At 67.9% G+C, this 9,978-nt stretch carries 8 protein-coding genes; all 8 read left to right on the forward strand.

What is annotated here, in order from left to right; genetic code table 11:
- Positions 1-1,091: 1,091 nt before the first annotated feature.
- Positions 1,092-2,510: an NAD-dependent epimerase/dehydratase family protein gene (locus GF399_09705; GenBank protein MBD3400594.1), complete on the forward strand. Its 1,419-nt coding sequence runs from the start codon at positions 1,092-1,094 to the stop codon at positions 2,508-2,510.
- On the forward strand, positions 2,507-3,268 hold the full coding sequence (locus GF399_09710) for a DUF1295 domain-containing protein (protein ID MBD3400595.1): 762 nt from the start codon (positions 2,507-2,509) through the stop codon (positions 3,266-3,268). Before GF399_09705 ends, GF399_09710 begins: the two co-directional genes overlap by 4 nt.
- A gap of 591 nt (positions 3,269-3,859) precedes the next feature.
- Entirely contained in the window at positions 3,860-4,540 is a 681-nt protein-coding gene (thyX, locus tag GF399_09715; protein ID MBD3400596.1) for an FAD-dependent thymidylate synthase, read from the forward strand.
- Positions 4,537-5,730 carry a geranylgeranyl reductase family protein gene (locus GF399_09720; protein MBD3400597.1) on the forward strand — a complete coding sequence of 398 codons (1,194 nt, stop codon included), beginning with the start codon at positions 4,537-4,539 and terminating at the stop codon, positions 5,728-5,730. Before thyX ends, GF399_09720 begins: the two co-directional genes overlap by 4 nt.
- Before the next feature lie 126 nt (positions 5,731-5,856).
- Positions 5,857-6,531, forward strand: a complete 675-nt coding sequence (locus GF399_09725; protein MBD3400598.1) for a hypothetical protein — start codon at positions 5,857-5,859, stop codon at positions 6,529-6,531.
- Between the two features lie 30 nt (positions 6,532-6,561).
- Positions 6,562-8,223, forward strand: coding sequence for a hypothetical protein (locus GF399_09730; GenBank protein ID MBD3400599.1), 1,662 nt, complete (start codon positions 6,562-6,564; stop codon positions 8,221-8,223).
- Between the two features lie 53 nt (positions 8,224-8,276).
- Entirely contained in the window at positions 8,277-9,047 is a 771-nt protein-coding gene (locus GF399_09735; GenBank protein ID MBD3400600.1) for a hypothetical protein, read from the forward strand.
- A partial coding sequence (locus GF399_09740; GenBank protein MBD3400601.1) for a hypothetical protein occupies positions 9,047-9,978 on the forward strand: 932 nt, incomplete at its 3' end. The genes GF399_09735 and GF399_09740, both read left to right, overlap by 1 nt.

The following is a 9,978-nucleotide window of genomic DNA, read 5'->3' on the forward strand; positions in this document are numbered from 1 at the left end:
GGCGGACCGTTGCCAATGCTCCAACGGTCGCCGAGATGCAAAAACCGTGCCGGTTCCGGCGGACTTTGACGGACAGCGCTCCGGCGGTGGGGGAGGGGCGGGGTCGTTTTTCGCCCGGGGGCCCGGACGGACCCCGGGGTCGGTAATCCCCCCTTCGGCTATTGACACTCCGCAATCCCCCGCCGTAAGCTAAAATGGTTCCCCAACCGCCGAGGTGCCGTAATGCGTCGCTGGATCGCATCGATCGCCCTGTTGTTCTGCCTGCTGTGCCCCGTCGCGGCCGAGGACGATCTGCCGCCGGTCCACGGCGCCGATGATGGGGCTGAGACCGGCGATGACGGCCTGCCTCCGGTTTACGGGGAAGCTGACGCCGGGGAGAGCACTCAGCAAACCGGGGACGGCGACGCAGATGGTGAATTCAGTCTGGAGGCTCTCTTCGGCGAGGGGCTGGAGTTCCTCGGCGAGCTGGATCTCTGGGGCCGCTACTACGCCACCGACGACGACGAGCTGGGCACCTACGCCCAGGCCCGCTTCGACCTGACCTCGCGCTCCGGGGCGACGAAGGTCCAACTGACTCTGGTCGCCGACGCCTTCGGCGGGTACGACGAGCTCTATGCCGAGGGCGGGGAGTTACAGTTCGAATTGGACCGGGCCGCCGTCTCCTGGGACATCGACTGGCTGGAACTGACCCTGGGACGACAGAAGCTGGCCCGGGGCCCCGGCTACCTCTTCAACCCCTCGGACCTTTACAACAACGCCAGCTTTACCGATCCGACCGTCGAGGATCCCGGCGTCGACGCCCTCAGCTCGCAGATCTATCTGGGCCGTTTCACCGGCTTCGAGCTGGCGACGGTCCCGGCGCGCCAGGCCGTCGACGGCGACTACGGCCTGCGCTTCTTCACCAACCTCGGCGGCTTCGACCTCTCGCTGGGCTACCACCATCTCGGCGACTACGCCCCGGCGACCCGGGCCCACTTCGTCTCCTGCTGGAGCTACGGCGACATCGTCGTCGGCGACTGGGACGGCCCGGGCCTGTGGTTGGAGCTGGGTTACGATCTGCCCTACTCCGATGAGCTCGAGGTCGAGGAGGCCTGGCGGCTGGGCGCCGGTCTGGAGTACACCTTCGGCGAGCACGTTACCGCCCTGGTCGAGTACTACCACGACGACGCCGGGGCCGCGGAGTTCGCCGACTACGACTGGACGGCCCTGGCAAGTGGAGAGCGTCTGGTGCTGGGGCGGGATTACCTGTTCGCCAGCGTCGATTTCGACCTGGGCTCCCTGATCGTGGCCAACGTCCTCGGTTTGTTCAACCCGGCCGACGGCAGCGGCGTCGCCGGACCCAGCGTACGCTTCGACCTCTCGAACAACGTCGACGCCACCCTGGGGGGCTTCTACTTCTTCGGCGGGGAAGAGAGCGAGTTCGGTCACAACGGCATCGACCTCGGCCTGTATCGCTTGCCCGCCTACCCACCGATGGCCTACCTGCGGGTCGAGGCGGCCTTTTAGTGGTCTCAAGGGTCGTGGTAACCGGGGCGACGGGACACCTCGGCGCCAACCTAGTCCCCCTGCTGCTCGAGCACGGCCGGCGGGTACGCTGTCTGATCCACCGCTCGACGGGGGAACTGACCGGCCTACCCGTCGAGACCGTTTCCGGCGACGTACTCGAACCGGCGAGCCTACACTGGGCCTTCAACGGAGCCGCGATCTGTTTCAATCTCGCCGGGGTGGTCTCGATCAGCGGCGGGCGCGGCGGCCTCGTCGAAGGGGTCAACGTCGAAGGCGCGGCCAACGTCGCCGCCGCCTGCCGGAAGCTCGGCCTGCGCCTCGTCCATTGCTCCTCGGTCCAGGCCTTTACTCTCCGCCGGGACGCTGACGCACTGGATGAGACGGCCCCGCTCAATCGTTCCGCCGACGCCCCGGCCTACGATCAAGCCAAGGCCCGCGGGGTCCTGGCCGTGCGGCGGGAGATCCGGCGCGGTCTGGACGCCGTCATTTGTTACCCCACCGCCGTTCTCGGTCCCCGGGATTACGCCCCCTCGCGCATGGGCCGCCTGCTGCTGGCCCTGGCCCGGCGCAGGCTGCCCTGCCTGGTCGAAGGCGGCTTCGACTGGGTCGACGCCCGCGACGCCGCGCGGGGCCTGCTGGCGGCGGCGGAGCGCGGCCGGTGCGACGGCGACTACCTCCTCGGCGGTCACTACCTGAGCCTCGCGGAACTCGCCCGGCGGTGGTGCGCCCTCCTCGGCGTCCCGGCGCCCCGCTTGACGACGCCCCCGGGGCCGGCCCGACTCGGCGCGCCGATCGTCGAACTCTACCACCGCCTGGTCGGCGGCGAACCCCTGTTCACCGCTACGGCTCTGCGAACCCTCGCACGAGGCGGGCGCGTCGACTGCGGTCGCGCCCGGCGCGAACTCGGCTATACCCCCCGCCCCTTCGACGACACCCTGCGGACCACGGCTGCCTGGTTCCAGCACCAAGGCCTGTTGTCCACAACCGACACCTTACGACGATGAGCGAAACCACCCTCCTGCGCCTGCTGCTCTATGTCTGGCTCGGTATCGCCGGGGCGACGGCCGTCGTGCTGCTCTTCGTCAGCGCTCCCTACGGTCGCCACCGGCGCGACGGCTGGGGACCGACCATCGCCAACCGCCTGGGCTGGCTGCTGATGGAGGCCCCCTCGCCCCTGCTCTACCTGGCGCTCTTCCTCCTCGGCGAGCGGACGACCAACCCCGTCAACCTCGCCTTCTGCGCCCTCTGGCTGGGCCACTACCTCTACCGGGCTTTCGTCTTTCCCTGGCTGCTGCGCGACCGCGGGAAGGGGATTCCCCTGGCCGTGACGGGAATGGCCTTCTTCTTCAACCTGATCAACGCCTACACCAACAGCCGCTGGCTCAACGCCCTCGGCCCGGCCTACGACGCCGCCTGGCTGACCGACCCCCGCTTCCTCGCCGGAACGGCCCTCTTCGTCGCCGGTTTCCTCACCCACCTGTGGGCCGACGCCGGGCTGCGCGGCCTGCGCAGACCCGCCGAAGACGGCTATCGCATCCCCCGGGGCGGGCTGTTCGAGCTGGTCAGTTGTCCCAACTACCTGGGCGAGATCGTCCAGTGGACGGGCTGGGCCCTGTTGACCTGGAGCCTGCCCGGCCTGGTGTTCGCCGTCTGGACGGCGGCCAACCTGGTCCCCCGGGCGCTGTCCCACCACCAGTGGTACAAGGAAACCTTCGCCGATTACCCGTCGCGCCGCAGGGCCGTACTCCCCGGGCTGCTGTGAGCAGGCCGGACCTTTGTAAAACAGCCCGACAGAGCCGCACCCGCCGCCGTTCGCCAACCCCGGAACTGGCACAGTTTTTGCATCTCGGCAACCGTTGAGCTGCTGACAACGGTCCGCCTCCGCAAAAACTGTGCCAGTTCCGGGGTCGGCGTTGAGCGGGTGCTGGCCGGGCTGTTTTTCAAAGGTCCGTGCGTCGTCCACTATGTATGATCAGGCCGGCTACTGCTGAAACTGCTTTTTTCAATCCGTGTTTGCCCGGTCCGGTTTTTCGTGCTATATTGCTTTTCGCTGACGGAATCACCCTTTTGTCCCTGGAGGTTTAGTTTGCACTGAAATACCCCGTTTGAGAGCAACCACAACGCGTTTCGGCGCCGAAACGGGGAGCTGACAATGGACAAGAAATTCTGGGACGACGTCTTCTATCGCTACACCCATCACCAACGCAAGAAGTGAACAGCGCGATGTGAACGTGATTGAAGCGATTACAAGGGGGCCGGCCGACGAGGTCGGACCCCTTCGTTCGACGGCGGTGGGTTGATGCGGGGCGGGCGACGGTGACAGCGCGGCGGCGCTGTTTTATAATCCGTCGTTGTGGATGGCGACTGGACGGGTGTCTTGAACGGGAGGACGGAGTTGGAGGTCGAGCTGCTGACGATCACGCCGCAGGCCGAGGCGCTCATCGAGCGCGCCGGGCGGACGTGCTACCTGTCCTTCGAGAAGGCGGGCCCCGGTTCAGCGGGGCGTTTCTGCCGGATGCTGCTGCGCCGGGGGCACGAGTCGGTCTTCGAGCACGCAACAGCAACGTTTCGGGTTATCGGCGGCTCCCGGGCTTTCACTCATCAGTTGGTTAGACACCGCCTGTGCTCCTTCTCGCAGCAGTCCCAACGCTACGTCGAGGAAGGCGGCTTCGGGTCGGTCACCCCGCCCAGCATCGCCGGGGAAGAAGAGGCACGGCGGATCTTCGCGGAGCACCTGGCCGACTGCGAGGCGCGCTACCGGGCGCTGCGCGGGCTGGGTGTTCCCAAGGAAGACGCCCGTTTCGTGCTGCCCAACGCCGCGACCAGCGAGATCGTGGTCAGCGCCAACCTGCGCCAGTGGCGAACCGTCTTGAAACTGCGCGGCCATCCGACGGCCCAGTGGGAGATCCGCCGTTTCGCCGTGGCGGTATACCGTGAGCTGGTCGAGCACGTCCCCAACGTCTTCGCCGATCTTAGCGTGACCACCGCCGGGGACGGGCTGGAACCGGTCGACCCCCGCGGGGGCGGTAAGTGAGGCCGCCGGACAGCGTCGAGGTCCTCGTAGTCGGCGCCGGTCCGGCGGGGAGTGAATTCGCCCGCCGCCTGGCCGCCGCGGGCCGCGAGGTCCTGTTGGTCGAGAAACGGCCCGAGATCGGCAACCCGGTGCGCTGCGCCGAAGCCGTCGAGCGGGATCCCCTGGTGCGGGTCTGCGGCGAGCCGCCGCCCGAGTGCGTGGCTTCGCCCATTCACGGCGCCGTGGGCCACGCCCCCGACGGTCGCCGGGTGGTCTACGAAACCGAGGAGGTCGTCGGCCTGACCCTCAACCGTCGGCTGTTCGACCGCTGGCTGGCGGGCCGGGCCGCCGCCGCCGGGGCCGAGGTGCTGACGCGGACGCGGTTGGTCGGCCTGGAGCGCCCGGACGACGACTGGCGGGTCGTTTTGCGTCGGGGCGGAGAGCAGCACGAGCTGCGCAGCCGCCTCGTCGTAGCCGCCGACGGCGTCGAGGGTTCCACTTTGCGACGGGCGGGTATCGGGAAGCCCTGGGTGTCCAAGCGGATGCACAGCGGCGTCCAGGCCCGCGTCGTCGGCCTGCCGCGTCGCGAGCCGCCCCTGATCGAGCTGCACCTCGGCCGGGAGCGTTTTCCCGGCGGCTACGGCTGGTGCTTCCCCCTCGGCGGAGACCGGGCCAACATCGGTCTTTGCCTGGAGCCGCCCCTGGGGGTCGACGAGGAGCTGCGCGGACGGCTGGAGGCGTTCCTGGCGCGCAGCTACCCCGGCGCCCGTCCCGTCGAGTTCGTCGCCGGGACGATCCCGGCCCTGGACAAGCCGCGGCGGATCGTCGCCGACGGTCTGCTGGCGCTGGGCGACGCCGCCGGTCACGCCGAGCCCTTCTCCGGCGGCGGCATCGCCAACGCCCTCCAGGGGGCCGCGGTCGCCGCCGAGGTCGCGGTAACGGCCCTGGACGGCGGGAACGTGGCCGAGGACTCCCTCAGGCCCTACGTCGAGAACTGGAACGCCGGCGTCGGACGCAGCCTGCGCCGTTACGCCAAGCTGCGCCGCTTTTACCTCAGCCTGAAGGATCGGGACTTCAACGACGCCCTGGAGCTGTTGGAGCGCCAACTGGAGCGCTGGCGCACGGGTAAACGCTCGTCGGTTCTCTCCCTGCTGACCTCGGTGGTGACCTCTTCGCCCCGTCTGCTGCTCAAGGCCCGTCATCTGCTCTAGTGCACGACGAGCCCCGACGCCTCGTCGCTCCGTCACCGCCGTAAAGCCGGTCACCAGCCCCCGCGTTGACAGGCCGGACGAGTTGGTTTAGAATTCGACACTCCAAGCGTCGACCCCCACCCACGGATGGCTATGCTGCGCAGGACGATCATCGGATTGCTGGCTCTCACCGCGGTCGTCGGGGCGGCCGAGTTCCGCCTCGGACCGGGCGATACCTTCGATCTCTCCGTCTACGGCGAGCTGGCCGGCGACAACCCCGGTGCGCCCAGCTTCTCCGGGCGTTACGCCGTCGACCCCGACGGCAACATCCAGATCCACTTCATCGGCACCCTGCACGTCGAAGGCCTGACTCTCGATGAAGCGCGCCGACTGCTCAACGACCGTCTGGCCGATTACCTGATCACGCCCGACGTCGTGCTGACCCTGGTCTCGACCAACTCGCGCTACGTTTATGTACTGGGCCATATCTCACGACAGGCGCGGCTGACCATCGGCACCCGGGATACCCTGCTCGACGTGCTGGCCCGCAGCGGCGGCGAGCTTTACGACGCCCGCCTGGACTGCGTCAAGGTAATCCGCGGCGGCCTGGCGGATCCGGAGATCCTGACCTGCGATCTGTTGGCCACCATCCAGGAGGGCGATTTCAGCGAGAACATCGTCGTCCAGCCCGGCGACATCATCTACTTCCCCCGAACCATGCTCTGGGAGTGGAACGAGATCCTGGCCCGGGTACTGCCCTCCCTCTCCCTGGTCAACACCACCGTGGAGATCCTCTCCGACGATCTGATCCAGGGGCAGTGATTTCCACCCAGAGGATCATGCTAGAGGACCATGCCTGACTCGAGGAACAGCAAACAGCGCGAAGACAACACCTTCATCCGTTTGCTGGGTGTGCTCTGGCGCGGCAAATGGATCATCATCTTCTGCGGCTTCTTCGTCGGCGGGGCGATGCTCTTCGTCTCCTTCCTGCTGCCCAAAATCTACAGCTCGCAGATGACCATCCTGCTGCCGGAACGACAATCCTCCGGCGCAATGATGATGAGCGCCCTGACGGGTCAGCTCAACCTGGGCGGGATGATGAGCACCTCGGTGGACCTCGAGGTGACGATCATGAACTCGCCCTCGGTCCTCGAGGAGGTGGTGGTCGAGTACGGACTGCTGCCCAAGATGACCGACGTACCGAGCAATCCGGACAAGACGCCCTACCTGTCCGACTTCCGCGCCAACGAGATCGCCGGCGGCAACGAGTTCACCTTCGAGTTCATCAACGACGACGGCGACTATATCGTGTACGACTGGAAGGACAAATACAAGGGCTCGGGCAGCAACTACAGCCGCTTCCGCGGTGAAGGCTTCAGCTTCATGATGACGGCCCAGGACGCCGAGGCCGGGGACAGCTTCACCCTGGAGATCCTGGACCCCGAGGACGCCGCCAACGCCCTGGCGAGCATGATCAACATCACCCCCTCGACGGCGGACACCATCGAGATCACCGCCGAGGCCACCTCACCGGTGATGGCCCAGAACATCGTCACAGCCATCGTCAACAAGTACATCGAGCGCACCGAACTCTACTCCTCGGGGAACTCGGGACGCCTGCGCTCCTTCCTGGAAAACCAGCTCAACGAGACCAAGGCCAAGCTCGAGGCCGCCTCGCGGCGTCTGGCCCGTTACAGCACCGAAGAAATGGTCTACGAGCCCGAGGTCGAACTGACGGCCCTGTTCGAGACACTGCGCAACCTGGAGACCCAGCGCCTGATGGCCAAGATCCAGCGCCAGGTCACCGAGGCCCAGTTGGAAACCGCCGAGGACTACACCACCGGCGGAGCGACCTCGGAAAGCGTCGCCGCCAGCGCCATGGGACTGCCCGGCGCCGCCGGCACCTACGACGTGGCCACCTCGAACCTGGAGACCCAGGTCGACCTGTTGCGGCTGCAGTTGGCCGAGCTGCGCAGCCGCCTGGCCGACAACCATCCCCAGGTGCGCGAGACCGAGGAGAAACTGGCCAAGGCCGAACAGGCCCTGCGCGAGAAGAAACGCCGCAACCTGGTAAACGAGCTCGAGACCTTCCGCAACACCGAGTTCTCCCTGCAGCAGGAGCTGAACACCCTGGAGCAGGAGCTAGCCGGGCAGCCGGAGAAGTACGTCGAGTACAACCAGCTCAAGATGGAGGTCACCGCCCTGGGCGAGGTCTACAAGTTCGTCGCCGCCCAGTACGAGCAGGCCCGCATCGATGAGCAGCGGGCCCTCGGCAACCGCGCCCTGCCCCGGGTGCTGACCGAGGCGACCTACGAGAGCGCCCCGGTGCGGCCCAAAAAGAAGTTCTACGCCCTGGTCGGCGGCTTCCTCGGCGGCATTCTGGGCATCTCCATCGTGCTGAGCCGCTACTACCTGCGGCGGACACGCTTCTTCGAGCGTCTCAAGCGCGAGGTCGCCGACGACGATGACGACGATACGAAGCGGCCGAACGCCGCCGCTCGCCGCCGCGAATAACCAACCAGGGTCGCCCGCCGGGGCGGCCCTTTTAACAACCGAGGGGATCAGGCATGGAGTTCTCCAGCGAGGAACGGGCCCGTTTCTGGGGGCTGGAGTTGCATCGGCGTCGGGCCTTCCGTCTGCGTCGTCGCCTGGAGGAGCTGCCCGCCGAACACGATGAGGTCGAGGGTCGGCTGGCCGCGGCCCGGGCGGCTTACGAACAGGCCCTGGCCGACAAAAGGGGCCTCGAGATGGGGCAGAAGAAACTGGAGCTCGAGGTGGAGAGCGTCAAGGAACGCCGCGGACGCCACCAACAGCAACTACTCAACGCCAGCGACAACCGGGAGTACGCCACTCTGCTCAAGGAGATCCAGAGCGAGCGCGACAAGCAGGACGAACTCGAGCTGCGCATCCTCGAGATGATGGAGAGCCTGGAGGAGCTGCGACCGCGGCTCGAGGTCGACCGGCGGGAGCTGGAGGAGCTGGAGCGGGAGAGCGCCGAACGGCTGGCGGCCCTGGAGGCCGAGGAGACGGGGCTGAAAACCCGTCTTAGCCGACTCGAGGAGGGCCGGGAGGGCCTCCTGGCCGGACTTACCCCGGCGGGACACCGCATGGTGGAGAAGCTGGAATCCCAGGGCCTCAGCGGCCACATCTGCGCCGAGGTCCACAACTACCGCTGCGGCGTCTGCGGTATGGAGATCGCCACCCAGGCGCTCAGCGAGGTCCGGGCCGGCAAGCTGCGCCAGTGCGAGTCCTGCTCCTCGATGCTCTACGACGAGGAGCAGCTCGCCGCCACCCGCAGCCAGGCCCGTAACCGCGGCTTTCTCCCCCCCGAGGACTGATGTCTCCGGCGCTGATCGTCCACGGCGGGGCCTGGAAGATCCCCGACGAGCTGTGGCCCGCCCATCAGTCCGGGTGTCGCCGGGCGCTGGACGCCGGCTGGGCGGTCCTCGACAGCGGCGGCTCGGCGCTCGAGGCCGTCGTCGGCGCTGTCCGCGTTCTGGAGGACGACCCGGTCTTCGACGCCGGGGTCGGCTCCGTGCTAAACCGCGACGGCTACTGCGAACTCGACGCCGCGGTAATGGAAGGCGCCAGTCAGGGCTTCGGCGCCGTCGGCGCCGTCCGACGCTACGCCAACCCCGTCGAGCTGGCGCTGCGGGTGTTGGGCGACGGTCGTCACTGTCTCCTGGTCGGCGCGGGAGCCGAGGCCTTCGCCGCCGAGAGCGGCCTGGAGCCCGTCGAGCCCGAGTCCCTGATCATCCCCCGGGAGCTGGAGCTCCACCGCCGGAGGAACCGGGAGGGCTTCCGCCTGGAGAGCCAATTCGAGCCCGGGGACACCGTCGGCGCCGTCGCTCTGGACGCTGCGGGACACCTGGCCTGCGCCAACTCCACCGGTGGGACCAGCTTCAAGCTACCCGGGCGGATCGGCGACTCCTGCCTGCCCGGCTGCGGCCTGTACGCCGAGGACGACACTGCCGCCGTCTGCTGCACCGGCTGGGGCGAACAGATCATGCGCCGGGCCCTGGCTCGACAGATCGTCACCCGGCTGGCCGACGGCGGCGTCGTCGAGGAGGTCGTCGACCGGGCCCTCGGGGAGCTGGCCGCCCTGCCCCACGGCCGCGCCGGTGTGATCGGACTGACCGCCGCCGGACGGCCGATCCATCGTCACAACACCCCGCGAATGGCCTGGTCCGCCCGCCGCCGCAGCGGTGAAACCCTCGAACCCGCCGACCCCCGACCCCCTCCCCCCGACCGACGAACCGACCGACGAAC

The sequence above is a fragment of the Candidatus Coatesbacteria bacterium genome, assembly GCA_014728225.1.
Taxonomy (GTDB): Bacteria; RBG-13-66-14; RBG-13-66-14; order RBG-13-66-14; family RBG-13-66-14; genus WJLX01.